The sequence below is a fragment of the Pseudomonas sp. AU12215 genome (assembly GCF_001675465.2).
Taxonomy (GTDB): domain Bacteria; phylum Pseudomonadota; class Gammaproteobacteria; order Pseudomonadales; family Pseudomonadaceae; genus Pseudomonas; species Pseudomonas nitroreducens.
Window position 1 is genome coordinate 126,429 of the sequence record NZ_MACM02000005.1, and the last position, 25,707, is coordinate 152,135.

Consider the following 25,707-nt stretch of genomic DNA (forward strand, 5'->3'; position numbering starts at 1 on the left):
TGACAGACCGATGGTGGCCGAAGCGGGAGGCTCGGAAAATTATTAAATATGTCGTTGCGCCATAAGAAAAAGCTGCCTTGCCGGCGAAATTGCACCAGCATGGCGCAGGGGAGAGCTCGGCCGCGCGCGGGTTGTTCTGCGCTGCACTATGGTTGAACGCAGCTCTCCTCAAGGAAGGTTTCCAGCATGGCCCCCCGCCCCATTCTCTCGGCCCTGGCGCTCGTCGCCGGGCTGTCGTTGCATCCCGCTGCTGCCGTTGCCGCCCAGGGCCAACCACAGGCCGGTGCGCCCGCTTCGCCGGCAATGGCCGAAGAACTGAAATGGCCCCGGGATTTCGCCCTGGGCGACCAGCATGTGCAGATCTTCCAGCCGCAGATCGAAGACTGGGACGGCACCCGCATGGTCGGCCGGGCGGCCATCGCCATCGGCGCCGCCAATGCCGCGCCCACCTACGGGGTAGCGCAGTTCTCCGCCGCCGCCGCCATCGACAAGGCCAGCGGCCTGGTGCAACTCACCGACCTGCGCATCGAAAAGGTCGAAGTCCCCACCGCACCAGACAGCGCCGACAAGGTGCGCGATGCCCTGGTGGCGCGGCTGCCCAAAGAAGGCCTGACAGTCTCCCTCGACCAGTTGCAGGCCAGCTACGCGGTGAACCAGCAACTGGACAAGCTGCGTCACGTGGAAGTGAAGAACGACGCGCCGCAGATCATTTTCGCCAGCACCCCGACCGTGCTGGTGATCATCGACGGCCAGCCGAAGTGGCAAGCCCTGACGGGCAGCGACTTCGAGCGGGTTATCAACAGCCGCGTGCTGCTCCTGCGCGACGCCCAGGGCAACAACTACCTGAACGCCGCCGGTAACTGGTACACGGCACAGGCGCTGGACGGCACCTGGCTGGTGCTCAGCCAACCGCCCAAGGTGCTGCTCAGCGCCCAGCAGGCGGCGGAGAAGGCCGGCCCGGTGGACGCTCTGCTGCCCAAGAACGGCAAGAAGCCGGGCAAGGCGCCGGCCGTGTGGGTGGCCACGCAGCCCACCGAACTGATCGTCAGCGACGGCACCGCGCAGATGGCGCCGGTGGACGGCGTCAGCCTGCTGAGCCTGAACAATGCCGATCACGCGGTGTTCGTCGATCCGACCCACAACACCTGGTACGTGCTGGTATCCGGCCGCTGGTTCAGCGGCCCGGGTGAGAAAGGCCCGTGGACCTATGTGCCCGGCAAGGACCTGCCCGCCGACTTCGCGAAGATCTCCGCCAAGGACCCGAAAGCCAACGTCCTCGTCTCGGTGCCCGGTACGCCCCAGGCCAAGGAAGCCGCCATCGCCGCGAGCATTCCGCAGACTGCCAGCGTCTCGCGCAGCAAGGCCACGCTGAAGGTGACCTATGACGGCGCGCCGAATTTCCAGTCGATCACCGGCACCAGCCTGAACTACGCGGTGAACACGCCGACGCCAGTGATCGAAGTGACGGCCAACCAGTTCTTCGCCGTGAGCAACGGCGTCTGGTTCACCGCCCCCAGCCCGAGCGGGCCGTGGCAAGTGGCCACCGAAGTGCCCGCGGCGATCTACGGCATCCCGCCCAGTTCGCCGGTGTACTACGTGACGTATGTGCACATCTACTCGGTGACCCCGCAGACCGTGGTTGTCGGCTACACGCCGGGATACCTGGGCGTGGTGGTCAACAGCGACGGCACGGTGGTGTACGGCACGGGCTACGCCTATCCCGCCTATGTCAGCAGCACGGTGTACTACGGTTATCCACCGACCTATGGCTATGGCGCGGGCTTTGCCGTCGGCGCGCTGACCGGCTTCGCCTTCGGCTACGCCGCCGGAGCCTGGTGGGGCACGCCGGAGCCTTACTGGGGCCCGTACTGGGGACCTTATCCACAGGGCGGCTGGAGTTATACCAACATCAACCAGGCCAACTTCTACGGGCGCTGGGGCCAGGGCACCGTCACCCACGCCTATGGCTACAACGCCTGGACCGGCACCCAGTGGCAGGGCAGCTCGGCGGCCGGCTACAACCCGCGCACCGGCACCCGTTTCGCCGGTAGCCAGGGCGCGGCGTTCAACCCCTATACCGACCAGGGAGCGGCCGGGCGGCGCGGAGCCTATTCCAATGCTTCCACCGGTATCTCCGCCGCAGGGCGCAGTGGCGTGGCCTACGATGCCGATAGCGGCGACTTCAAGGCCGGCCAGCAGGGCGTGAAGCACAACGCCCAGACCGGTCGCACCACCATCGCCGAGCGCGGGGTATCCGGCGATGTGGATGACGGCCGCGGCAGCTACGACCACGACAACCGCGGCGTGACCTACAATCGCCGGACCGGCAACGCCGTGGCCTGGAAGAATGGCGACGTCTACGCCGGGCACGATGGCAACGTCTACCAGCACACCGACAACGGCTGGCAGCAACACACCAGCAATGGCTGGCAGCCCGTCCAGCCGAACCAGGCCAACATGCGTGGGCAACTGGAGCAGCAGTACCAGTCGCGGCAGGTCGGCCAGCAGCGCTTCAATCAGACGCAGCGGCAGTGGGGCGGTGGAGGGCATTTCGGCGGCGGCCACATTGGCGGCGGCGGTTTCCGCCGCTGAGGGTGTGGACAAGGTTTTCCACACCGCCTGAGCCTGTGGAAAACCACTTCGGGCAAGGATCGGCACTTATCCACACACCTTGCCCTTGCCCCCTCACCCTCGGCAAGATGCCCGCTCCCACCACCCTCTTGGGGTTGCCGTGACCGCTCTGTTCCAGGCCCTGTGGCCATTGTTCGCGTTGATCGTCGGCGGCTTCGTGCTGCGCCGCAAAGGTTTCCCCGGCGAGGCCTTCTGGCCGGCAGCCGAGCGGCTCAACTACTTCATCCTGTTTCCTGCGCTACTGGCCAGCAGCCTGGCCAGCGCGCCGCTGAACGACCCCGGCCTCGCCCGCCAGGCGCTGGCAGTGGTGCTCGGGCTGGGTATCGCCTGGATTGCCCTGCTCATCGCCAAACGCCTGCGTGGCTGGAATGCCGCGCGCTTCGGCGCCATCGCCCAGGGCGTGCTGCGCTTCAACACCTACCTGGGGCTGGCGGCCGTGGGCAGCCTCTATGGCAAACCGGGCCTGACCCTGGCCGCGCTGATGCTGGCGCTGATGGTGCCGACAGTGAACGTGATGTCGGTCTGGGCGCTGACTGCCGAACGCGGCATCAGCCCGCGTTCGCTACTGCTGCCGATTGTCAGGAACCCGCTGATCCTCGCCTGCGTGGCGGGCGCGTTGCTGAATGTGAGCGGCATCGGCCTGCCCGGCGGTACGGACCGGCTGTTCAACCTGCTGGCCGTAGCGAGCCTGCCGCTGGGCCTGCTCTGCGTGGGTGCAGCACTACAGCCGCAGGAGCTGCGCGCGGAGGTCTCGGCACTGGGCTGGAACTGCGCAATCCGCCTGCTGGCCATGCCTTTGCTGGCCTTCGCCATCGCTCGCCTGCTGGCACTGCCGCCGCTGGAGAGCGCACTGCTGGTGATGTTCTTCGCGCTCCCCACAGCCCCGACCGCCTATGTACTGACCCGCCAGCTGGGCGGCGAAAGCGGACTGATGGCGGGGATCATCACCCTGCAGACACTGCTGGCCGGCGCCAGCCTGCTGCTGGTGATGGGTGCGATCCAGGCGCTGGGCTCCTGAAATTTGTCCACTGCATCTGGATTGAACCTGCGCAAATCCCCACCGATCTGTGGAAATATTCTGCGAAAGCCTGCTGAAAGCTTGACCCCCTAGCATCGCCGCCTCGGTCCTCCCGGCCGGACCTGCGTTCGCGCAGCGTACAAAAACAACAATCGGTGATCGCTCATGCCCCGTTTCCTGTCCGCCCCCGCTCCCACTCCGTCCGTACCACTCGTGCTTATCCACAGCCGCTGCTGAACCTCGGCGCCGAGACGGAGTTATCCCCATGCTGACTTTCCTCGCCTTCGCCATGGTGGCGACCTTCATGTTCCTGATCATGACCAAGCGGCTTTCGGCACTGATCGCGCTGATCCTGGTCCCGATCGCCTTCGCCCTGCTCGGCGGCTTCGCCAAGGGCCTGGGACCGATGATGCTGGACGGCATCCGCACCCTCGCGCCAACCGGCGTGATGCTGATGTTCGCCATCCTCTACTTCGCCATCATGATCGACTCCGGGCTGTTCGACCCGGCGGTGCGGCGCATCCTCAAACTGGTGAAGGGCGATCCGCTGAAGGTATCGATGGGCACCGCCGCGCTGGCGATGATCGTCTCGCTGGATGGCGACGGCTCGACCACCTACATGATCTGCGTGGCCGCCGTGCTGCCGCTGTACAGCCGCCTGGGCATGAGCCCGCTGCTGATGGCCTGCCTGATCATGCTCTCCAGCGGCGTGCTGAACATGACGCCCTGGGGCGGCCCCACTGCCCGCGCAGCCAGCGCCCTTCACGTCGACCCGGCGGACATCTTCGTGCCGATGATCCCGGCCATGCTCGCCGGCATCGCGGCGATCTTCGCCCTCGCCTGGGTCTACGGCAAGCGCGAGCGCGCCCGCCTGGGCGAGCTGCACCTGCCGACCGACCACGAAGCGATGGCGGACGTGAGTGTGTCGCAATACCCCGAGGCGCGTCGGCCCAAGCTGCTGTGGTTCAACGCCGTGCTGACCGTTGTGCTGATGGGCACCCTGATCGCCGGCCTGCTGCCGATGCCGGTGCTGTTCATGATCGCCTTCGGGATCGCGATGATCGTCAACTATCCCTGCATCCTGGAGCAGAAGAAGCGCATCGGCGCCCACGCCGAGAACGTCCTCGCGGTGGTCTCGCTGATTTTCGCCGCGGGCGTATTCACCGGGATCCTCTCCGGAACGGGCATGGTCGAAGCCATGTCCAAGAGCCTGCTGGCGGTGATCCCGCCGGCGCTGGGGCCGTATCTGGCGACCATCACGGCGCTGGTGAGCATGCCGTTCACCTTCTTCATGTCCAATGACGCTTTCTACTACGGCGTGCTCCCGGTACTCTCCCAGGCCGCCGCGCAGTACGGCATCACGCCGGTGGAAATGGCCCGTGCCTCCATCGTCGGCCAGCCGGTGCACCTGCTCAGCCCGCTGGTGCCCTCGACCTACCTGCTGGTAGGCCTGGCCAAGATCGACTTCGGCGACCATCAGCGCTTCACCCTCAAATGGGCCGTGCTGGTGTGCCTGGCGATCCTCGCCGCCGCGCTGCTGCTGGGCCTGTTCCCGCTGTTCAATGACTGACCGATCAACGACCGACTTCGAGTACCGCGACAATGGAATGGCTGACCAGCCCTGAAATCTGGATTGCGTTCTTCACCCTGACAGCCCTGGAAATCGTCCTGGGCATCGACAACATCATCATGATCTCCATCCTGGTCGGCCGCATGCCCAAGCACATGCAACCGCGCACGCGCTTCTTCGGACTGGCGCTGGCGATGGTCACGCGCATCCTGCTGCTGCTCTCGATCACCTGGGTCATGCGCCTGACCGCCGACCTGTTCCACGTGTTCGGCCAGGGCATCTCCGGGCGCGATCTGATCCTGTTCTTCGGCGGCCTGTTCCTGCTGTGGAAAAGCAGCAGCGAAATCTTCCACGGCCTGGAGGGCGAGGATGAAACCGAGGGAGAACCCAAGAGCGTGATGGGTGGCTTCATCGGCACCATCATCCAGATCGCCATCATCGACATCGTGTTCTCGCTGGACTCGGTGATCACCGCCGTGGGCATGGTTTCCAACGTGCCGGTGATGGTCGCGGCCATCGTCGTGGCGGTCATGGTGATGATGCTGGCGGCGGGCGCCATCAGCGACTTCATCGACAAGCACCCGTCGCTGAAGATGCTCGCGCTGTCCTTCCTTATCGTGGTCGGCACCGTGCTCATCGCCGAAGCCTTCGAAGTCCACGTGCCCAAGGGCTACGTCTACTTCGCCATGGCCTTCTCGCTGGCGGTGGAAGCGCTGAACATCCGCATGCGCACCGCGCGTGGGAAGAAGGAAGTGGACCCGGTGAAGCTGCGCAAGGACATCCCAGGCCAGTAGCCCACGGCAGGCAATAAAAAACCGGGCTATCCACAGCCCGGTTTATCCACAGCAACGTACCTCAAGGACGTGCAACCGGCTCCGGCCAGTTCAGCACGCCCTTGTCGTTGAAGCGCACCGTACCGAACAACCCACCGGCCAGTTTGCCGCTGATTTCGTAGGGCATGCCCTGGCGCGGTGGACCGCCGGACAGGCCCCAGGCCTGGCGGAGCGCGGAGAAAGCCGAGATGCTCACCGGCACACTGATCACCGTTTCGCCGAATCGCGGCACCTGCCCGCTGGCGTCGCTCACCCCGCTGGCCAGCGGCTGGCCGTTCACCGAAAGGTCCAGCGCGATACCGTCGTAGTCGATGGCCTGGTCATTGGGGTTCTGCACCCGCAGCTTGACCGTGAAGCGCGCTTCCATGCCCTGCCCGGTCGCCGGCTCCAGGCCGACCAGGTCGATGCGCAGCGGATCGCGCGTGCCGAACAGACTGCTGCACGCGCCCAGCGTCAGTAGCGCGGCCATCAGGATCAGGCGATGTAGCTTGGCCATGCGGCCTCCTCGTCGATTCACTTCAGGGTAGCCGGGCGCAACCGCCATACGGTGTTACCCACATCATCGGCCACCAGCAGGCCGCCAAACTTATCCACAGCGACGCCGACCGGACGGCCCATGGCTTCCTCCTTGTCGTTGACGAAACCATCCAGCACCGTTACCGGCTGGCCGTTGGGCTTGCCGCCGCCGAAGGGGATGAACACCACCTGGTAACCGCTGCGCGGCTTGCGGTTCCACGACCCGTGCTGGCCGATGAACACGCCGCCACGATAACGCTCCGGCAGCAGGCTGCCCTGATAGAAGGCAAGGCCGAGGGAGGCGGTGTGCGAACCCAGGGCGTAGTCGGGCACCAGGGCCTTCTGCACCATGTCCGGGCGCGGCGGTTCGACGCGTTTATCCACATGCTGGCCGAAGTAGCTCCAGGGCCAGCCGTAGAAGCCGCCGTCCTTCACCGAGGTCATGTAGTCCGGCACCAGGTCGTTGCCCAGTTCGTCGCGCTCGTTGACGGCTGTCCACAGGGCGCCGCTGTTGGGCTCCCAGCCCAGCCCGTTGGGGTTGCGCAGGCCGGAGGCGAATACCCGCACGTTACGGCTGGAAAGGTCGATCTGCAGGATCGCCGCGCGGTGCTTCTCCGCGTCCAGCCCGTTCTCGCCGACGTTGCTGTTGGAGCCGACGGTGGCGTACAGGTAGCGGCCGTCGGGGCTGGCGAGGATGTTCTTGGTCCAGTGGTGATTGATCGGCCCGCCCGGCAGGTCGACGACCTTTTCCGCCGGTGCGCTGATCGCCGTCTCACCGGTCTTGTACGGGAAGCGCACCACGGCATCGGCGTTGGCCACATACAGCCAGTTATCCACAAGCGCCATGCCGAAGGGCGAGAACAGGCCCTCCAGCAACACGCTGCGCTGTTCCGGCACGCCATCGCCATCGGCGTCGCGCAGCAGGGTGATGCGGTTGGCGCTGGGTACCGAGGCCCCGGCCTTGGCCATGACCTTGCCAGCGACCCAGTCCTTCAATCCGCCGGACTCCTCCTTGGGCGGTGCCGAGCTTTCCGCCACCAGCACATCGCCGTTGGGCAGCACGTAAAGCCAACGCGGGTGTTCCAGCTTGTCGGCGAAGCGCTGCACCTCCAGGCCTTCGGCAGCACGGGGCATCTGCCCGGCGGGCCAGCCGGTGGCGGTGGCGATGTTGACGGTGGGCAGCACGCTGCTCTGGGGTTCGGGCAATTGCGGTTGAGGTCCGGTGCCGGCGGTGAACGGCAGCGCCGACTTGTCGCCGCAACCGGCCAACGCCAGTACGATCAGGAGGGGGAACGACCTACGCATGCGACTTCTCCTCGGCCTGTGGCGCATCCATGTCGATGAGCACTTCTGTCAGCAAATGGTGAGGCAGTCTAGACATATCCGCCCGCCGATCCGTGCGAAATAACCGATGCAAAGCCTCTCGCACCCGTGTTTGATCGGCTTTACTGACAGACAGGAATCCCGGCAAATCAGAGATTTGGCGAACCCTCAGGGAAGAACGAGGGTCTACCATGACAGTCTTGTGACAATCGCCTGAATGCTGCCGTGTCCTTCTCGGCCCTCCGCGCTGTCTGTACGGAGCCGCGGGCGAGGTCGTTACAGGGTCCGTCGACGGACGCTCCGCCCGCGGGCCCATTTGCGTGCAAGGGGGCCCGACATGCTCAAACTGCTCGATCTGCTCTCTGCCGTCGCCCTGTTGGTGTGGGGCACTCACATCGTCCGCACCGGCATCCTCAGGGTCTACGGCAGTAATCTGCGAAAAATCCTCAGCCGCAGCGTGGAAAAGCGCCCGCTGGCCTTCGCCGCCGGCATCGGTGTCACCGCGCTGGTGCAGAGCAGCAACGCCACGGCGCTGCTGGCGACCTCCTTCGTCGCCACCGGACTGATGGCCCTGGCGCCAGCGCTGGCGATCATGCTCGGCGCGGACGTCGGCACGGCGCTGATGGCACGGGTGCTGACCCTGGACCTGTCGTGGCTGTCGCCGCTGTTGATCTTCTTCGGGGTGATCTTCTTCCTCGGCCGACAGAAGTCGCGCCTGGGCCAGCTCGGCCGGGTGTTCATCGGCCTGGGGCTGATCATCCTGGCGCTGCAGCTGATCGTCGCGGCAGCGGAGCCGATGACCCAGGCCAAGGGCGTCAAGGTGCTGTTCTCCAGCCTGACCGGCGACGTGATGCTGGATGCGCTCACCGGCGCGCTGTTCGCGATGATTTCCTATTCCAGCCTGGCGGCCGTGCTGCTTACCGCGACGCTGGCCGCCTCCAAGGTGATCTCGCTGAAAGTGGCGCTGTGCCTGGTGATCGGCGCCAACCTGGGCAGCGGAATCCTGGCGATGATCAGTGCCTCCTCGCAGAACGCCGCCGGCCGCCGCGTGGCGCTGGGCAGCCTGCTGTTCAAGGTCGCCGGCTGCGCCCTGGTGCTGCCGCTGGTGGGCCCGCTGGCAGACTGGATCGACCACTGGCAGTTCAGCACCGCCGAACTGGTGATCGCCTTCCACGTGCTCTACAACACCACCCGCTGCCTCGCCTGCCTGCCGCTGACCGGACAAATGGCGGCCTTCTGTACGCGCCTCATGCCCGACCGCCATTCGCCGGAAGATATCGTCCGCCCGCGCCACCTCGACCCCGGTGCACTGGACACGCCAAGCCTGGCGCTGGTCAACGCGGTGCGCGAAACCCTGCGCATGGGCGATATCGTCGAACAGATGCTGAACAACCTGATGCAGGTTATCCACAGCGGCGACCCGCTGCTGGGCAAGGAAATCCGCAAGCAGGACGACGACGTCGACGCCCTCTACACCGCGATCAAGCTGTACCTGGCGCGCATGCCCCGCGAAGACCTGAGCGAAGCCGACAGCCGTCGCTGGGCGGAGATCATCGAGCTGGCGATCAACCTCGAGCAGGCGGGCGACATCATCGAACACATGCTCGGCGCCGTGCAGGACAAGAAGACCTCGCGCAGCCGATCCTTCTCCGACAACGGCCTGGAGGAGATCACCGTGCTGCACGGTCAGTTGGTGGCCAACCTGCGCCTGTCCCTGTCGGTGTTCCTCAATGGTGACCAGGAAGGCGCCAAGCGCCTGCGCCGTGCCAAGCAGCGCTTCCGCCTGCAGGAACGGCGCTTCGCCCACTCGCATGTCGACCGCCTGCGTCAGCAGGTGGTACAGAGCATCGAGACCAGCTCGCTGCACCTGGACCTGATCAGCGACATGAAGCGCTTGAACTCGCTGTTCTGCGCCATCGCCTATGCTGTTCTGGACAACCCGGATGCCAGCAGTTCGGCAACCACTGAACCTGGGGAAGACGATGACTTCGTCGAGCGCGAAGTCGAAGCGGTACAGGATCAGCAGCGCCCGGCTCCGCCCGGCTCCAGCGCGACGGGTTGACGGCCAGGGACTGGGCGAGCGCTTCGACGGAGCGTTCGCCAGCCCCTACAAAGTCCTGATATCACGACGCCCAGGGTTCGGGCAGAATCCGCCGCCATGGAAGCATGCACTCAATCCCAACGCCCTCCCTCGGTCAGCGCCAGCCTGACCCAGGCCATTCTGCTGGCGGCCGTACGTCTCGGTATGAACCGCGATGCGCTGCTCGCTGCCAGCGGCATTCAGCAATCCCAGCTCAGCGACCCGGATGCGCGTATCGACTTCGCGCTGCAGGAGCGCATGTGGCAGGTGATCCAGACAGACCTGAAGCACGATGAGCCCGGCCTGGCCATGGGCCGCGCCCTGTCGCCGGCATCCTTCAGCGCGCTGGGCTATCTGCTGCAGTCGAGCACCACGCTGGGCGACGCCCTCGAATCGGCCATGCGCTACCAGCGCCTGGTAGGCGAAGGCGGCCAGGTGGCCATCGAGGCGCAAGCCGAGATCATCTGGGTGACCTACCGCCCGCTGAGCCCCGAAACGCCGGCGACCCGCGCCCGCGCCCTGGCGCTGCTGGGGTTCTGGGCGCGCCAGCTGCGCGCCCTGCTCAGCGGCCTGCAATTGGCCAGCTGCCGCTTCATGCACAGCCAGCCGGAGAATCTCGAAGAATATGAAAAGGCCTTCGGCTGCCCTCTGCAGTTTGAAGCGCCTGACTACGCCATGGGCCTACCCAGGGCACTCATCGACGCACCACTGCCCCAGGCCAATCCGCCGCTGCGCGATCTGCTGCGCCAGCACGCCGAAGGCCTGCTCGCCCGGCTGCCCAGCGCCAGCATCAGCGGCCGTGTCGTCGCCCTCCTGGGTGAGCAACTGGCCCGCGGCGAACCGGGCCGCGCTTCGGTTGCCAGCGAACTGGGCCTGAGCGAGCGCACGCTGCAGCGCCGACTGGCGGAGGAAGGCAGCAGTTATCAACAGCTGCTCGCCGACACCCGCCGGCAACTGGCGGAACGCTACCTGGGCGAAGGCAACCTGCCGGCCACGGATATCGCCGCCCTGCTCGGCTATTCCGAACCCAGCGTGTTCTTCCGTGCCTTCCGTCATTGGACGGGGCTGACACCGGGCGAATATCGCCAGCGGAGGCGACAGTCAGGCAATTAGCCGGCAGCGACAAGTAACCGCCAGTAAGCTTTTCAACAGACTTGCCTACAGGATATCCACAGCCTGCGACTCAGCCGTTCGGTCCCCGCGCCGCGAGATAGGCCAGGAAGGCCTCGCGGCTGGAATAGCGCGGCTCGTAGCCGAACTCTTCCTTCAACCGGCGATTGTCCAGCACTGGCCGATAGCGCAGGTAGTCCACCTGCTCCGGGCCGAAGCGCGACAAACCCAGCGGCTTGAGCAGCCCCAGCCCCATGCGCAGCAGGCCTGCGGGCATGGACCGATAGGGTTTGTTGAGCAGGCCGGCGATTTCGCGCAAGGACAACGCACCATCGCCGGCGAGGTTGTAGATGCCCTCGCTGCCGCGTTCCAGCCCCTGGCGGATCACATTCACGACATCCTGGTCCCAGATGAACACGAAGCGGCTGCGGTGCCCCAGCACGCCCACCATGGTGGGCCGGGCAAAAAGTTCGCTCAGCGGGTTATGCACACGTCGGCCGAGAATGGTGCCGGGACGCAGGATCAACTGCTTGAGCTGTGGATAACGTTTCCGCGCATCCGCCAGCAGTTGTTCGATCTCCTGCTTGCAACGCGCCTGGAGCAGGTGGGGGTGTCCGCGCAGCGGATGGGATTCGTCGATCCACTCGGCATTGTCGCGGTGGAAGCCATAAGCGACGCCGGAACTGGTGACTATCAGTTGCTTAACGCCGGTCTGCCGCGCCGCCTCGATCAGCGCGCGAGTGCCGCCGACTTCGATGGCGTGCAGCTTCTGCGGGGTCATTTCCCGCGGCGGGTTGACCACGGCGGCGAGATGGACGATGGCGTCCGGTCGCCATTGTTCTACGCAGGCATTCACCTGCGCAGCCACACCCAGGTCCAGCGCAACCGGCTCGATGTTCGGTCGCAGGCCCTGGGTATTGATGCGCCTGACGTCTCCGGCGATCAGCGTCCAATCCAGGTGCTGCACGGCCAGTTCATTGAGCAGGCTCTGCCCCAGAAAGCCAGCGGCGCCGGTGATCAATACGCGCATGAAACCTCCAGATCGCTCGGGAACGCGGCGAACTTTGGGCTATTGAAGGGTGCGTGCTTGCAGCGTAGTTCCACTGCGCCAGCACCGACAGTGACCGCACAAGCCAGCCCCATGACCAAAGATGCCACCCGACAAAGGTTGAACGCGGTGGGTTCGCGTCGGTCAATCCGCTATCCTCACGGCTTTGCGTCCAGGCTCACCGCTCATGCGTTGGTTGTTCGTCCCCCTGCTGTCCCTGCTGCTCACCACCTGGTCCCTTGCCGACCAGCGACAGACGGTCGAGGCCTATCAGCTGGAGAACGGCATGGGCGTACTGTTCAAGCCCACCCACGAGAAGGGCCACGTGTCGATTCGCCTGATCGTCGGCGTCGGCTTCAGTGATTTCAGTTGCCGCGACCGGCAGCTTCCGCACCTGATGGAGCACCTGTTCTTCAGCGGCCTGGATGGCGGCGACGAGGCCGACCTGGAAGCGCGCATGCAGGCCCTGGGCGGCCAATGGAACGCCTACACCAGCGAGGGCGACACCGCTTTCGTCGTCGAATCCCCCGCCGCCACCCAGCGCCAGGTGCTGGACCTGCTGCTGGAAATCATCACCCGCACCCAGCTCGACCAGCGCAAGATCGACTCCGCCAAACAGGTACTGGTGCGCGAGGACGGCGGCCATTATTCGCACCTGCAGCGCTGGCTGGACCACCAGAACGTCAGCCGCGCCGGCCAGGAACAGCTGGCCGTGGAACTGGGGCTGTCGTGCGACGAGCGCGCGCCTGTGGATAACCTGACCCGGACCCAGCTGGAGCAGTTGCGCAAGGACTGGTATGTCCCCAGCAACATGACCCTGATCATCGTCGGCGACCTCGACCCGCGCCTGCCGGTCTACCTGGGCCGTACCTACGGCGCCCTGGTCGATCACGACACCCCGGAGCGCCGCGACCTGCCGCAGATGAAAAAGGGGGCCGAGCGCCAGCGCAGCCTGACCACCGGGCTGTTCGGCGAAAGCGCGGTACTGCACTGGATTTTCCCCGAGCCGGCGGAAGCCGACGGCGCCACGCTGGACCTGCTGCAGGCCTACCTGAACGATGCGCTCTACACCGAACTGCGTGTACGCCGGGAGCTCTCCTATGGCCCCTGGAGCGAACGCACCGCCTGGGCCAACCAGGGCTTCATGAGCCTGAACGCCGATGTCGAGCGCGATCAGGAGAAGGTGACCCAGCAGGCCCTGAAGGACCTGGTGGACAAGATCCGCCACGACGGCCTCGACCCACAGCGCTTTGCCCGCATCCAGCGCGTGGCGCGCGCGCAACTGGCCTGGAGCACGCCGGGCAACTCGACGCTGGCGGATTACTACTGGGGCGCGCTGGCGGACTTCGACGACGGCAAGTTCCCCGACGAGGACAAGCGCCTGGCAAGGGTCAGCCTCACGCAAGCCAACGACGTGGCGCAGCAGCTGTTCAAGGACGAGGGGTATCTGCGTATCGAGAAACCGCTGCTGGACGACGATAGGGTCTATCCACTTTCAGCGCTGGGCGCGCTGCTGTTGGCGGTACTGGTCGGGCTGGCGCTCCGGCGCCGGCGGGGCTGATTGCCCGCCGGGCCGGATAAGCCTCAGAGGGCGAGGCGGCGGATGACCTGGCAGGAATCGTCCGGGTCGACCTGGGCGCGGAAGCCCAGCTCGCGGGCCATGTCGCGCATGTCGCGGTCCATGGACGAGTCGATCGAATACATCTGGTGGAAGCCATTGCGCTTGGCCACGTCGATCAGGTGGCGCATCAGTGCAAGGCCAAGGCCCAGTTGCTTGAACTCGTCGGCGATGGTCACCGCGCATTCGCATTGCTGGTTGTCCACAGCCGCGTAACGGCTGATGCCGACTTCGCGCAGCTCGCCGTCCACATGGGTCAGTGCGATGAAGGCCATGGTGGTCTGGTAGTCCACGTCCATCAGGCGATCGAGCAGCTTGTCGTCGATCTTCACTTCGCCGTGGAAGCGGAATTTGCGGGTCATGGGGGATAGGCGCTCGAGGAACAGGCGCTCGCGCTCACGGTCTTCGGCGCGCAACGGCCGGATCAGCACATGGCTGCCGTCTTCGAGAGTTTCTATCCAGTGATCGGCGCCAACAGCCCCGAGGGCTGCGAGCTCAGCGGTGGGGTGGGTGATCATGACGCGTTCTCCGCTGGAGAAGAGGGATTGGGTTGACCCTATCCTTCTCCTGCGCGGTCCGGGCAAGCCTGACTTGAGTCAATGCCGCCCGAAACCGCGCTGGGGCAGAACGTCGCAGAGGGTCTCAGACCCCAGCGGCCAGCGCCCCTTCCCGCGCACGGGCGCCCTTGCGGAACAGCACCAGGGTGGCGAGCAGGCCCAGGGCCGCCGCACCACTGAGCCAGATTCCCGGCGCGGCCTTGTTGTCGAGGGTGTGGATAAGCCAGGTGCAGACCGCCGGGGTGAAGCCACCGAAGGTCGCAGTCGCCAGGCTGTAGGCCAGGGAGAAGCCGGTGGTGCGTACGTCGGCCGGCATGATCTCGGTTAGCGCGACAACCATCGCACCGTTGTAGCTGCCATAGAGGAAGGACAGCCATAGCTCCACCTCCAGCAGGCGAGCGAAGCTGGGCTCCGCCACCAACCAGGACAACATCGGGTAGGCGGTGACCAGTGCCAGCACGGTGGCGGCCAGCAACAGCGGCTTGCGGCCGATGCGATCGGACACCGCCCCCATCAGGGGCAGCCAGATGAAGTTGGACAGGCCCACGCACATGGTCACCAGCAGGCTGTCGAAGTCCGACAGGTGCAGCTCGTTCCTGCCGAAGGTCGGGGTGTAGGCGGTGATCAGGTAGAACGACACGGTGGTCATTACCACCATGGCAGTGCCGGCCAGCACCAGGCCGAAGTTCTGGCCGATGGAGCGCAGCACCTGGCCCAGGGTCGGACGATGCTTGCGCTGCTGGAACTCCGGGGTTTCCTCCAGCGAGCGACGGATGATGAACAGCGCGGGGACGATCAGGCAGCCAATGAAGAAGGGCACACGCCAGCCCCACTCGCCCATGTCCTGCGGGCTCAGCCAGTGGTTGAGGATCACGCCCAGCAGGCCGGCAAACACCACGGCGACCTGCTGGCTGGCCGACTGCCAACTGACGAAGAAGCCGCGCTTGCCCGGGGTGGCGATTTCCGCGAGGTAGACCGACACGCCGCCCAGCTCCACGCCGGCGGAAAAGCCCTGCAGCAACCGGCCGAACAGCACCAGCAAGGGTGCTGCGACACCCAGGGTGGCGTAGCCCGGAACGAAGGCGATCAGCAGGGTGCCCATGGCCATCAGGCCAAGGGTGATGATCAGGCCCTGGCGGCGACCGTGGCGGTCGATATACGCGCCAAGGAAGATGGCGCCCAGCGGGCGCATCAGGAAGCCGGCGCCGAAGGTCGCCAGCGACAGCATCAGGGAGGCGAAGGGGTCGTCGCCGGGGAAGAAGGTCTTGGCAATGGCGGTGGCGTAGAAGCCATACACCATGAAGTCGTACATCTCGAGGAAGTTGCCACTCACCACGCGGAAGACGGCTTTGGCTTTGGAATTGTTCGAGGCCATGGGGACATCACTCAGGCTGACACACGGGAAATTTCCACGAGGGAAATCGACAGTCGCCATCCGGGTGGATCGGGGCAGTGGAGGGCTGACTTATTTGTAACCCTATGTGTAATGACCGCCATCAGACAATCGAAAAATGGCTGAAAGGTTTGAATTACATGGGTTTGAAAGCTTCGTGAAAGCTTCGATGCTGTTCGTCGGAAAAAACAAGTAACGTCTTGACAGTTATAAATTGGTACTTGGTTTTTTTTGACAAATAAGTTTATTCCTGAAATTTCATATCAACTTCCTTCAGAAACTTCCTAGGAAACTTTCGCCATACAAGATTATTAACAAGCTATTTTACTACGTAATAAATCCTAATTTTATATAGGAATTTTCTTTCAATAATCATTAACTTTTCCCACAAATTAAACGGAAAAGGCTAATGATATGAAATGGAGTTTCCTACTCATCCTGACGTTGACAGGATGCAATGGCTGGGTATCGCCGGAAACCGACAGTCGCTTGACCGAGCGGTACTTCCAGGTCCTGTCAGGCCCGCCACTGCCCGGCCTGCTGGTTGCTTCCGCGGTGCAGTGGAACGCCGACTACGCAGTAACCGCCGCCCACACTCCTTTTCTGATGAATCAGGCGTACCGCTGCAGCACCGGTTGCGACCTGCTGTTCATCGCTCACAAGGCGGCGGGTGAAGTTCCGCACTGGCGGGATTTCCGCCCAGGTGAACAGGTGACCGCCATCGGCAGCAGCACGCTGATGATCCCGGTGAGTTCCCAGGGTCGGGTCTGGCCGGTCCCGTTCATCAACTCCGGATCGCAAAGTACCGAGCGCTACGGCGTGCACGATGCCGCGATGGCCAAGGGCATGTCCGGCGGCCCGCTGCTGGCCGGAGATGGCAGCGTGCTCGGGATCAACATCGGCTTCCACGCCGGCTGGACGCCACCGGCGAACCGACCGGAACTGGCCGGAATGGAGCGGCTCAGTGTCTTCGTGCCCTACCAGGTGATCCAGCGCGAATGGCTGCTGTTCCAGGAGCAGACGAAGCGCGGGGCGGCCCGCCAGTTTCAGGCGAAGAACCAGTAGCACACGCCGATGGACGCCAGCACGCCGGCCAGGTCTGCCAGCAGCGCGCAACCCACGGCATGGCGGGCACGCTGGATACCGACGGCGCCGAAGTACACGGCCAGCACATAGAAGGTGGTCTCGGTGCTGCCCTGCACGGTGGCGGCTACCAGGGCCGGGAAGCTGTCCACGCCGTGGGATTGCATGGTCTCCAGCAGCATCGCCCGCGCGGCGCTGCCGGAGAACGGCTTGACCAGCGCGGTGGGCAGTGCATCGACGAAACGGGTATCCCAGCCCACGCCCTCGACCACCCAGCGAATGCCGTCCAGTGCCATCTCCAGCGCACCTGAGGCGCGCAACACGCCAACGGCGCAAAGCATCGCCACCAGGTACGGCAGCAGGCTCCTGGCAACGTCGAAGCCTTCCTTCGCGCCTTCGACGAAGGTTTCGTACACCGGCACCTTTTTCAGCCAGCCGACGATGAGGAACAGCATGATGATGCCGAACAGCGTCAGGTTGCCCAGCAACGAGGACAGTTGCGCCAGCGCGGTGGCGGACAGCCCCGCCAGCAGCGCCATGAAGGCACCCAGCGCCAGCGCGCCGGGAATCAGGTAGGCCAGCACGACCGGGTCCCACAGTCTCAGGCGCTGCATGACGGCAACGCTGAGCAACCCGACCAGGCTGGAGGCGCTGGTGGCCAGGAGGATCGGCAGGAACACCAGGGTCGGCTCCACCGCGCCCTGCTGGGCGCGGTACATGAAGATGGTCACCGGCAGCAACGTCAGGGAGGAAGCGTTGAGCACCAGGAAGAGGATCTGCGCATTACTCGCAGTGGTGCTGCTGGGGTTGAGCTCCTGCAGCGCCTTCATGGCTTTCAGGCCGATGGGCGTGGCGGCGTTGTCCAGGCCCAGGCCGTTGGCGGCGAAGTTCAGGGTGATCAGGCCGATGGCCGGGTGGCCGGCGGGCACTTCCGGCATCAGGCGGCGGAACAGCGGGCCAAGGACGACCGCGAGCTTTTCCACCAGCCCGGCCTTTTCGGCGATGCGCAGGAAGCCGAGCCAAAGGGTCAGGGTGCCGAACAGCAACACCATGACTTCCACCGACAGCTTGGCCATGGCGAACAGGCTTTCCACCATGGCGGCGAAGACGGTGGCTTCGCCCCCCAGCAGCCAGCGGGAAAGCGCGGTGACCGCCGCCACCATGAAAAAGCTCAGCCACAGGCCGTTGAGCATGAATCGTCCCCCTTGGAATGGCCCGGATGATAGCGGCACGGCCCCCTCCGACGCCAGAAACGACAAGGCCCCGGACGCTGCCGGGGCCTTGTGGATAACCCTTGCGGGTCAGCGAGCGGCGGGGCTTTCCTTGCCATCCGCGCCCTCGCCTTCGAGGAAGGCTTCAACGCGACCGTTCTGCATGGCCTGCCAGTAGCGGGCACCTTTCTGCGCGTCGTACACGCCTTCCCACTTGGAGATGACCAGCACCGCCAGGGCGTTGCCGATCACGTTCAGTGCGGTGCGCGCCATGTCCATGATGCGGTCGACGCCGGCGATAAAGGCCAGGCCTTCCAGCGGAATGCCCACGCTGCCGAGGGTCGCCAGCAGCACCACGAAGGAAACGCCCGGCACGCCAGCGATGCCCTTGGAGGTGACCATCAGGGTCAGCACCAGCATCAACTGCTGGCCGATGGACAGGTCGATGCCGTAGAGCTGGGCGATGAAGATCGCTGCGATGCTCTGGTACAGGGTCGAGCCATCGAGGTTGAACGAGTAGCCGGTGGGCACCACGAAGCTGCTGACCGCCTTCGGCGCGCCGTAGGCTTCCATCTTCTCGATGATGCGCGGCAGCACGGTCTCGGAGCTGGCGGTGGAATAGGCCAGGACCAGCTCGTCCTTGAAGATGCGCATCAGCTTGATGATGGAGAAGCCGAACAGGCGTGCGGCCAGGCCCAGCACCATGAAGGCGAAGAAGGCGATGGCGAAGTACACCAGTACCACCAGCTTGGCCAGCGGCAGCAGCGAGGCGAAGCCGAAGTTGGCCACCGTCACGGCGATCAGCGCGAACACACCGATGGGGGCGTAGCGCATGATCATGTGGGTGACGCGGAACATGGCCTCGGCCACGCCCTGGAACATCTTCACCAGCGGCTCGCGAGTCGGCGCCGGCAGCGAAGACAGACCCAGGCCGAACATCACCGAGAAGAAGATGATCGGCAGCATTTCGCCACGGGCCATCGCCGCGAAGATGTTCGACGGGATCAGGTTGAGGATGGTCTCGATGAACGCGTGGTGGTGTTCGACTTCCTTGGCGGTCTGCGCGTACTGGGAGATATCCACAGTGCCCAGGGTGCTCATGTCGATGCCGGCGCCGGGCTGGAAGATGTTCGCCAGCAGCAGACCAACCACGATGGCGACCGTGGTGATGATCTCGAAGTAGATGATGGTCTTCAGGCCGATCCGCCCGAGCTTCTTAGCATCCCCCATGCCGGCGATGCCGACGATGAGCGAGGAGATGACGATCGGAACAACGATCATCTTGATCAGGCGGATGAAGATATCGCCCGCCGGCTGGAGGATGTTGCTGATCCACCAGGCCTTTTCCGCGCTGAAATGGTTGAGCGCGGCGCCCAATGCAATTCCGAGTACCAGGCCGATGAGGATCTGCCAGGCGAGGCTGAGCTTGGCTTTGCCCATAGTGAGTCACCCTTGATTCTTGTGGAAGTCGGGGTCGCCAAACCATCGGGATGCCGACGGCCAGCGAAAAAAGGGGCGCATGATTCCGACCCACCCCTTTCCCGTCTAATGCCGGAAACGCCTACCCCATGCACAATCGGCATAGGAAAAGGCATCTGAAACCTTGGTTTCAGGTCGTAAGACCCTTGATTTTCTGCATGATCCAGGTTCTTCGATGCCTGTCACGCAGCGCTCTGCAAAGCCGTCTAGGCTTGGTGCTGATTGGCCATCAATGGCCCGGATTGTTCGGATAAGAAGTCCGCGCGCGCTCACGGGCGGGTTCTTGTTACCGGATGTACGGTCGCCGCCAGGGGACCGTCATGGATGGCCGAGGGCGAGGAAAAGGGCCCTTCGACTGCGAGGCTGGCGGGAAAGCAGGCACTGTGGATAAGTGTCGGATTCCGCTCTTCATTATTGGGATGCCGGAGGGCCGTCGATTCGGCCGACGGGGATCGGCGAGGCATTGTAGGACGGATCCTTCGGAGTGCGGATTGACCGACATCAGTGAAGTTCGAGCGGTTTCGAGCAAGGGCGCGGATACCCTGCCGCCGCGACAGCCGGGTAAGCAATGGGTTGTTCGATGTGATGAAAACACAACGCGGTGACACTCTGAATAAGGACGCTCCATGACGCGACGCTCTGTAGTACCTACCCTGCTTTTTGCCGGTGCACTCGCGCTGGCCGGTTGTTCCAGCCAGAAACCGGACGCCTCGCAGTACTCGGGCTTCCTCGGCGACTACTCGCAACTCAAGCCCGCCACTTCGCCCAGTGGCCAGCCGGTGCTGCGCTGGGTCGACCCGAACCTGAAGCTCGCGAACTACAGCTCGGTGCTGGTCGAGCGGCCGGTCTACTACCCGCCGCCCAAGCCGAACGAAAACCTCGATCAGACAACCCTCAACGAAATTCCCGACTACCTGAAGAAGCAGGTCGAACTGCAGTTGGGCAGCCGCTACCGCATCGTCCAGCAGGCTGACCGCGACACGCTGGTGCTGCGCACCGCGATCAGCGGTGTGGACGTATCGAACGAAGGCCTGCACGCCTATGAAGTCATCCCGATCGCTCTGGTGGTAGCGGCAACATCGACCGCCATCGGCACACGTGACCAGGACACCGAGGTTTTCGTGGAATTCGAGGCATTGGATGGCGCGACCAGCAAGCCGGTCGCCAAGGTGGTGCGCAAGGGTGCAGGCAAGACGCTGGAGAACTCCAGCACTCACCTCACCCTCGACGACCTGAAGCCGGTACTCGATGGCTGGGCGCGCGACGCGGCCAACTTCAAGCCCTGACCTGTGTGGCGCTCCGGAACCGGTGCGAGCGCGTCGCCCCGGTTCCGTACGCCTTGCCTGACCCAGCCCGCTGACGCGGAGGTACTCCCTGTACCCCTAGGTCGCTCAAGACATGGCGCATCCCGAACGTCCCGGCCCCCTGGCCATGCGTACGCCGTAATGGCGACGCGGTATTCGAAATCGGTGCATCAATACCAGTTGGGATCGCTCTTGAGCTGGTCGTCGAGGATCCGTTTCACCGAATCGTCCGGCTCGCCGAGCCAGCGGAAACTGGCGTGCTTGCTCGGCGACTTGTCCGCCGGCAGGTTCTCGGGAACCTTCACATACAGCGCGTAGGCCTTGTCCTTGTCCCAGGTGAAGGCCACGTACAACCGTTCGGCGGCGCAGTTGTGCTGCTCGCACAGCTGACCCACCAGATACTTGTCGCCCTGCTCGTCCACCGCCTGCATCGGCGAGGCGGTGCCGCTGAGGTTCATCACCCAGTCCGGCAGGCGGCTCTCGTCCTTGACTACCGATTGCCAGGTTTCACGGTACTGCTCGTCGGTGGCGATCAGCTCGTTGAGGCGGTACTGCGCGTCCTTGTCCGCCTCGGCGGCCAGGGCATTCGCCCCGGCGCCGGCAAGCAGAAGGGACAGCAGGAGGCTGCGGGTAAAACTCATCGGTAAGCTCCTTGCTCGTCTTCAGCCTGGTCCGTGGGCATCAACCTCGACGACGACCCATGAAGAACGACACGATGAACAGCACCAGGAAAATCACGAACAGGATCTTGGCGATACTGGTGGCTGCGCCTGCGATACCACCGAAGCCGAGGACTGCGGCGATGATGGCGATGATCAGGAATGTCAGTGCCCAGCTAAGCATGGGGTCTCTCCTCTTCTCGTTGTCGGTTCGGCACCCACTCCAGGTGCCTGCTCCAGTGAAAGCCCGCGGAGTATTCGCAAGGCAGCCTCCGGAAGGCTTTGTCCGCCCGGGCGCTTCCGGGCACTGCGGACGTATCGGGCAGGCCCTCGGCCCGCCGGCGATTCATGAATTCGGTCAGAACACCCAGCCGCCCTGCGGTCGCGCCATCGGCTGCACCTGCGCCTGGGTCTGTGCCTGCGGTGCAGGCAGCACCTGGGGCTGGTTGCGAGCCGGCGCGGTCTGTGGATAACGCGAAGCTTCGCGGTACAGGCCAGGCGTGCTGGAGGTGGTCGGCACGTAAGCGGCCGCAACGCTGGCGGCCTGAGTGCGGGAGACCTGCATCTGCAGCTGCACCTGATTGATCAGCAGCAGCACAAGGGCACCGGCGAAGAAGATCCGGCTCCAGACATCGATTCGTGCGACGTGCACCTGGCTGTTCGTTGCGCTGTTCATCCCGTTTCTCCTGCCCGCCTCCGGTCTTCTTGTTCGAGCTATGGTCCGTTTTCTATCGGACTTTTCGCTCTCGCCGCCGCGGGTGGTTTGTTGACTGGCTTGTCAGAGAAATTGCACGCCGCGTGCCAGTCTTGAATTTTCTATTTTTACCTTATAAATCAATAACTTGAATCTAGTACTAAAGTCCCTTTGAGCTGCATCCTGCACGATGGGGGAGGATTGGTCGTGCGTTTTGCAACCCCGCTTCCAGGGCGCGTCCCTGCGCCCTGTGAACCACGTCACTTCAGCGAGTGCTTGAGCTGGCTCATCTGGTCATGGCAGGCCCGCACCTTGGGCAGTTCGGCACGCAGCAACGCCTGGGTTTCCGGCGTGCCTTTCTGCATGGCGTCCTCGAAGGCATGGAGGATGCGATCCTCGGTTTCCTCCAACTGGGCGACGTAGGTGGCGCCTTCGTCGCTCGCCAGGGTGGCACGGGTGTCGGCGTAGACCTGGCGCAGCTTGCCCAGCAGGGTGCCGCCGGTGGCGGGCTCCTCATGGTTGGCGGCAACCTTGCCGGCGAGAGCATTGATCACGTCGGTCTTGGCCTGCGCCATGGACTGGAACAGCCTCTGCAGACGCGCGTCCTTCACTTCCTGGATGGCGTGCTGGTAGAAGCGCTGGCCGTCGCGGGTGATCTCGATAAGTTCGTTGAGCTGACTGGTCATGCGGGACATGGGAGTTACTCCTGCAAGGAAGGGTGGAAGCGTTAGGCGGCCTGGCCGGCCACCTTCAGCGCGGTGGCGTCCACCTCACGCACACCGCGGGTCTTGCGCGCGGAATCGATCAATTGCTGGCGCTCGTCGGCGCTCGGTACCTGGCCACTGAGGGTCACCACGCCATCGCGGGTGGACACACCGATGGACAGGCCATCCAGCGCGTGGGCTGAGAGGATGCCGGCCTTGATCTGGCTGGTTATCCAGGCATCGCTGACAGCCGCCTGGGCGTCGCCGACGGATTTCTCCAGCTTCTGCGTCGACGCGGCATCCGGGTCGACCTTGAGGCGGTTATCCACAGAGGTGACGCCTTCGGTCTGCGCGGCGAGATGAGCAGCCTGCTGGCTGGCGTCCTCGCTGGCAGCCGTGCCCTCCAGCGTGACGGCGCCAGAGCGACTGGTGACCTTGATATCCAGGCCATCGGCACGTTTTTCCAGCAACAGCTTGGATTTCACCTTGGCAGCGAGAGTCGCGTCGTCCCAGCGCTGCACAACGCCATCGTCCTTGGCGGCATCGCCTTTCTGCGCATCCGCCAGGGAGGCATCGACGGCCAGTTGGTTATCCACAGCGCTGATACCTTCGACACTGCCGGCAATCTGCCCGGCCAGTGCCTTCTGCTCCTCACTGGCGACAGCGCCGGTCAGTTGTGCGCGGCCGTTCTCGACGTCCACCTTGATGGCGTAAGGCTTGAGTTCGCGATTGAGATTGATGGCCGTCCAGATCGAGCCCTCCTGGCGGGCTTCGGCCAACTGCGCGGCGATTCCGGCTTCGGCAGCGTGGCTGGCGAGAGGCTGCAGGGCGAGCAGCGCGGAACCCAGCGCCAGGACAAGGATCTTCGGGTTAGGCATGGCGGTCTCCGTCCAACGATGTTTCGCTATTGGATTCGCAAGCCCCATGCCAGTGCGTTTATTAGAATAAAAATCTTTTAATTCAATGTGTTGAGTAATTCATACAGCACCCCTGACTGTGCACCCTGCCCGAGGGGAGCGAAAGATTCTTGCAACTTGCACGAAAATCCCTGGACTAAGCAAAATCCCACACTTAACAACAACGATTCATACGAGGAAAACGCTGAATGGACGCAACGCCTGAACAGCAGGGCCGCATCCTTCTGGTCGATGACGAGTCCGCCATCCTGCGCTCGTTCCGCTATTGCCTGGAGGACGAAGGCTATAGCGTGGCGACCGCCAGCAGCGCACAGCAGGCCGAGAACCTGCTGCAACGTCAGGTATTCGATCTTTGCTTCCTCGACCTGCGTCTGGGCGATGACAACGGCCTGGACGTTCTGGCGCAGATGCGGGTGCAGGCGCCCTGGATGCGGGTGGTGATAGTCACCGCGCATTCGGCTGTGGACACCGCCGTGGACGCCATGCAGGCCGGCGCCGCCGACTACCTGGTGAAACCCTGCAGCCCCGACCAGTTGCGCCTGGCCGCCGCCAAGCAACTGGAAGTGCGCCAGCTCACCGCGCGCATCGAGGCGCTGGAAGGAGAGATGCGCAAACAGGGCGACGTGCTGGAATCCCACAGCCCGGCCATGGCCGCTGTGCTGGAAACCGCCCGCCAGGTCGCCGCCACCGACGCCAATATCCTCATCCTCGGCGAGTCGGGCTCGGGCAAGGGCGAATTGGCGCGGGCGATCCACAACTGGAGCAAGCGCGCGAAGAAATCCTGCGTAACGATCAACTGCCCTTCCCTGACCGCCGAACTGATGGAAAGCGAGCTGTTCGGCCACAGCCGCGGTGCCTTCACCGGCGCCACCGAAAACACCCTGGGGCGCATCAGCCAGGCGGATGGCGGCACGCTGTTCCTCGACGAGATCGGCGATTTTCCCCTCACTTTGCAGCCAAAGTTACTGCGATTCATCCAGGACAAGGAGTATGAGCGCGTCGGTGACCCGGTGACCCGCAACGCCGATGTGCGCATCCTCGCCGCCACCAACCGGGATCTCGCCGGCATGGTCGCCCAGGGCGCGTTCCGCGAAGACCTGCTCTACCGTCTGAACGTCATCGTGCTGAACCTGCCGCCGCTGCGCGAACGCGCCGAGGACATCATCGGCCTGGCCGAACGCTTCCTGGCGCGCTTCGTGAAGGACTACGGCCGCCCTGCCCGCGGCTTCACCGACGAGGCCCGCGCGCTGCTGCGCCGCTACGCCTGGCCGGGGAATGTGCGAGAGCTGCGCAACGTAATTGAACGGGCGAGCATCATCTGCAATCTTGATCTCATTGGCGTGGAACAGCTCGCCATCGGGGAACAGACTTCCAACTCCGCACCGCGCATCGGCGAGGCAATGAGCCTGGAGGAACTGGAGAAAGCCCACATCGCCGCCGTGATGGCCTCCAGCGCTACCCTTGACCAGGCGGCCAAGACTCTGGGGATCGACGCTTCCACCCTCTATCGCAAGCGCAAGCAGTACAGCCTGTGAACCTGCCTATCCCGATGACGCTGCGCACGAGACTGTTTCTCAGCATCTCCGCACTCATCACGGTAGCCCTGCTGGGCCTGCTGCTGGGCCTGTTCAGCGTGGTGCTGACCGGCCGTCAGCAGGCCCAGCTGATCCAGCGCAACTTCGAAGCCATCGAGGTCAGTCAGCGCCTGCGCCAGGCGCTGGGCGATGAACTGGTGCAGGTTCTCAGCGCGCGACCGAGCGCTGAACATCTGGAACTGGCCCGCACGCATTTCTCCCAGGCGCTCGAGCGTGGCCGCGCGCTCGCGCGCAACAGCGGCGAACGCCTGGCCATGACGGAGATCGCCGACGCCCACCGACTGTTCGTCGAGGCGACCGATACGCCTGGACCGGGGCGCCCGGAACTGCTGGAAGACAGCGACCTCAGCCGCACCCTGGACGT

The 25,707-nt window shown here is 64.3% G+C and carries 23 protein-coding genes; 11 read left to right on the forward strand and 12 right to left on the reverse strand.

The window, feature by feature from the left end:
• Positions 1-186 precede the first annotated feature (186 nt).
• The 4 genes from A9513_RS01395 to A9513_RS01410 all read left to right on the forward strand — a co-directional run bounded on the left by A9513_RS01395 (position 187) and on the right by A9513_RS01410 (position 6,013).
• Positions 187-2,592, forward strand: coding sequence for a carbohydrate-binding family V/XII (locus tag A9513_RS01395; protein ID WP_065083775.1), 2,406 nt, complete (start codon positions 187-189; stop codon positions 2,590-2,592).
• A gap of 85 nt (positions 2,593-2,677) precedes the next feature.
• Positions 2,678-3,649 (forward strand): AEC family transporter, encoded by a 972-nt coding sequence (locus tag A9513_RS01400; protein WP_176707206.1) that lies wholly within the window; start codon positions 2,678-2,680, stop codon positions 3,647-3,649.
• A 265-nt stretch (positions 3,650-3,914) separates the two neighbouring features.
• Positions 3,915-5,219: a CitMHS family transporter gene (locus A9513_RS01405; RefSeq protein WP_054907612.1), complete on the forward strand. Its 1,305-nt coding sequence runs from the start codon at positions 3,915-3,917 to the stop codon at positions 5,217-5,219.
• 32 nt (positions 5,220-5,251) lie between these two features.
• Positions 5,252-6,013 (forward strand): TerC family protein, encoded by a 762-nt coding sequence (locus A9513_RS01410; RefSeq protein ID WP_024764981.1) that lies wholly within the window; start codon positions 5,252-5,254, stop codon positions 6,011-6,013.
• A gap of 61 nt (positions 6,014-6,074) precedes the next feature.
• On the opposite strand, the gene A9513_RS01415 is transcribed toward A9513_RS01410, so the two are convergent.
• Positions 6,075-6,548, reverse strand: a complete 474-nt coding sequence (locus A9513_RS01415) for an LEA type 2 family protein (protein WP_065083777.1) — start codon at positions 6,546-6,548, stop codon at positions 6,075-6,077.
• A gap of 17 nt (positions 6,549-6,565) precedes the next feature.
• The gene (locus tag A9513_RS01420; protein ID WP_065083778.1) at positions 6,566-7,873 is read right to left on the reverse strand and encodes a sorbosone dehydrogenase family protein; all 1,308 of its coding nucleotides are present in this window, start codon (positions 7,871-7,873) and stop codon (positions 6,566-6,568) included.
• A 355-nt stretch (positions 7,874-8,228) separates the two neighbouring features.
• Between A9513_RS01420 and A9513_RS01425 the strand changes: the two genes are divergently transcribed.
• Positions 8,229-9,953: a Na/Pi cotransporter family protein gene (locus A9513_RS01425; RefSeq protein ID WP_065083779.1), complete on the forward strand. Its 1,725-nt coding sequence runs from the start codon at positions 8,229-8,231 to the stop codon at positions 9,951-9,953.
• A 96-nt stretch (positions 9,954-10,049) separates the two neighbouring features.
• Positions 10,050-11,084, forward strand: coding sequence for an AraC family transcriptional regulator (locus A9513_RS01430; protein ID WP_065083780.1), 1,035 nt, complete (start codon positions 10,050-10,052; stop codon positions 11,082-11,084).
• A gap of 70 nt (positions 11,085-11,154) precedes the next feature.
• Here A9513_RS01430 and A9513_RS01435 read toward each other — a convergent pair whose 3' ends face one another.
• On the reverse strand, positions 11,155-12,111 hold the full coding sequence (locus A9513_RS01435) for an NAD-dependent epimerase/dehydratase family protein (RefSeq protein ID WP_024764985.1): 957 nt from the start codon (positions 12,109-12,111) through the stop codon (positions 11,155-11,157).
• Positions 12,112-12,316: 205 nt separating this feature from the next.
• On the opposite strand from A9513_RS01435, the gene A9513_RS01440 reads away from it, so the two are divergent.
• A complete protein-coding gene (locus A9513_RS01440) occupies positions 12,317-13,690 on the forward strand; it encodes a pitrilysin family protein (RefSeq protein ID WP_065083781.1) in 1,374 nt (457 codons plus the stop codon).
• Positions 13,691-13,713: 23 nt separating this feature from the next.
• Here A9513_RS01440 and A9513_RS01445 read toward each other — a convergent pair whose 3' ends face one another.
• Both A9513_RS01445 and A9513_RS01450 read right to left on the reverse strand, forming a co-directional pair.
• A complete protein-coding gene (locus tag A9513_RS01445; RefSeq protein WP_024764987.1) occupies positions 13,714-14,265 on the reverse strand; it encodes a GNAT family N-acetyltransferase in 552 nt (183 codons plus the stop codon).
• Positions 14,266-14,389: 124 nt separating this feature from the next.
• Positions 14,390-15,679, reverse strand: coding sequence for an MFS transporter (locus A9513_RS01450; protein ID WP_024764988.1), 1,290 nt, complete (start codon positions 15,677-15,679; stop codon positions 14,390-14,392).
• Positions 15,680-16,111: 432 nt separating this feature from the next.
• On the opposite strand from A9513_RS01450, the gene A9513_RS01455 reads away from it, so the two are divergent.
• Positions 16,112-16,762, forward strand: coding sequence for a S1C family serine protease (locus tag A9513_RS01455; protein WP_231387761.1), 651 nt, complete (start codon positions 16,112-16,114; stop codon positions 16,760-16,762).
• Here A9513_RS01455 and A9513_RS01460 read toward each other — a convergent pair.
• The gene (locus A9513_RS01460) at positions 16,744-17,973 is read right to left on the reverse strand and encodes a nucleoside recognition domain-containing protein (protein WP_065083782.1); all 1,230 of its coding nucleotides are present in this window, start codon (positions 17,971-17,973) and stop codon (positions 16,744-16,746) included. The genes A9513_RS01455 and A9513_RS01460 overlap by 19 nt on opposite strands.
• 108 nt (positions 17,974-18,081) lie before the next feature.
• Complete coding sequence (gene gltP / locus A9513_RS01465) at positions 18,082-19,431, reverse strand: glutamate/aspartate:proton symporter GltP (RefSeq protein WP_037010334.1); 1,350 nt, start codon at positions 19,429-19,431, stop codon at positions 18,082-18,084.
• Positions 19,432-20,096: 665 nt separating this feature from the next.
• Here gltP and A9513_RS01470 point away from each other — a divergent pair.
• Complete coding sequence (locus A9513_RS01470) at positions 20,097-20,756, forward strand: DUF3313 domain-containing protein (protein WP_024764992.1); 660 nt, start codon at positions 20,097-20,099, stop codon at positions 20,754-20,756.
• Between the two features lie 188 nt (positions 20,757-20,944).
• On the opposite strand, the gene A9513_RS01475 is transcribed toward A9513_RS01470, so the two are convergent.
• From A9513_RS01475 to A9513_RS01495, 5 genes are all read right to left on the reverse strand, one after another.
• A complete protein-coding gene (locus A9513_RS01475; protein WP_024764993.1) occupies positions 20,945-21,415 on the reverse strand; it encodes an inhibitor of vertebrate lysozyme family protein in 471 nt (156 codons plus the stop codon).
• Positions 21,416-21,455: 40 nt separating this feature from the next.
• On the reverse strand, positions 21,456-21,617 hold the full coding sequence (locus tag A9513_RS01480) for a DUF1328 domain-containing protein (protein ID WP_017518828.1): 162 nt from the start codon (positions 21,615-21,617) through the stop codon (positions 21,456-21,458).
• 174 nt (positions 21,618-21,791) lie between these two features.
• Positions 21,792-22,109, reverse strand: a complete 318-nt coding sequence (locus tag A9513_RS01485) for a hypothetical protein (RefSeq protein ID WP_065083783.1) — start codon at positions 22,107-22,109, stop codon at positions 21,792-21,794.
• Between the two features lie 278 nt (positions 22,110-22,387).
• Positions 22,388-22,822 carry a PA2169 family four-helix-bundle protein gene (locus tag A9513_RS01490; RefSeq protein WP_037010327.1) on the reverse strand — a complete coding sequence of 145 codons (435 nt, stop codon included), beginning with the start codon at positions 22,820-22,822 and terminating at the stop codon, positions 22,388-22,390.
• A gap of 32 nt (positions 22,823-22,854) precedes the next feature.
• The gene (locus A9513_RS01495; RefSeq protein ID WP_065083784.1) at positions 22,855-23,709 is read right to left on the reverse strand and encodes a BON domain-containing protein; all 855 of its coding nucleotides are present in this window, start codon (positions 23,707-23,709) and stop codon (positions 22,855-22,857) included.
• Positions 23,710-23,936: 227 nt separating this feature from the next.
• Between A9513_RS01495 and algB the strand changes: the two genes are divergently transcribed.
• Entirely contained in the window at positions 23,937-25,283 is a 1,347-nt protein-coding gene (algB, locus tag A9513_RS01500) for a sigma-54-dependent response regulator transcription factor AlgB (protein WP_024764997.1), read from the forward strand.
• Positions 25,280-25,707, forward strand: a 428-nt coding sequence (locus tag A9513_RS01505; RefSeq protein ID WP_304362925.1) for a KinB sensor domain-containing domain, incomplete at its 3' end; no start/stop codon positions are given. The genes algB and A9513_RS01505, both read left to right, overlap by 4 nt.